Below are 366 nucleotides of genomic sequence, written 5' to 3'. Positions count from 1 at the left end.
GATATGTCGTGCCCAAGAAGTCTACGATAGCCGATCAGTGGGATGCCAAAGCCAAGCTGGCTGCGGTCATTCAGACGGCGGCCATGAACGAGGCCGAGCGTTCGGAGTACTGCCGCAAATACGGCCTGTATCCGGAACAGATCGAAGCGTGGAAGGTAGCGGCTTCTGAAGCGTTAGACGGTGCAACCGGTGCCCCGACGAATAAGGCTGAGCTGGCTGCGGAACGCAAGAAAAGCCGGGCGTTGGAAAAGGAGCTTCGCAGAAAGGAGAAAGCGCTGGCTGAAGCGGCGGCGCTGCTGACCTTATCAAAAAAAGCCCAGGCCATCTGGGGCACGAACGAGGACGACTGATTCCTCTGGAGATGAA

Annotated in this window: 1 pseudogene; it reads left to right on the top strand. The window is 57.7% G+C overall.

From position 1 onward, the window contains the following. Nucleotides 1–350: pseudogene (locus VRY85_RS14890) on the top strand (IS3 family transposase); the annotation flags it as partial. Between the last annotated feature and the right edge of the window lie 16 nt (nt 351–366).

The sequence above is a fragment of the Achromobacter sp. F4_2707 genome, assembly GCF_047501535.1.
Classification (GTDB): Bacteria; Pseudomonadota; Gammaproteobacteria; order Burkholderiales; family Burkholderiaceae_B; genus Yanghanlia.
The sequence above is the reverse complement of the archived record's forward strand: the minus strand, read 5'-3'. Positions and strand labels throughout refer to the sequence as shown.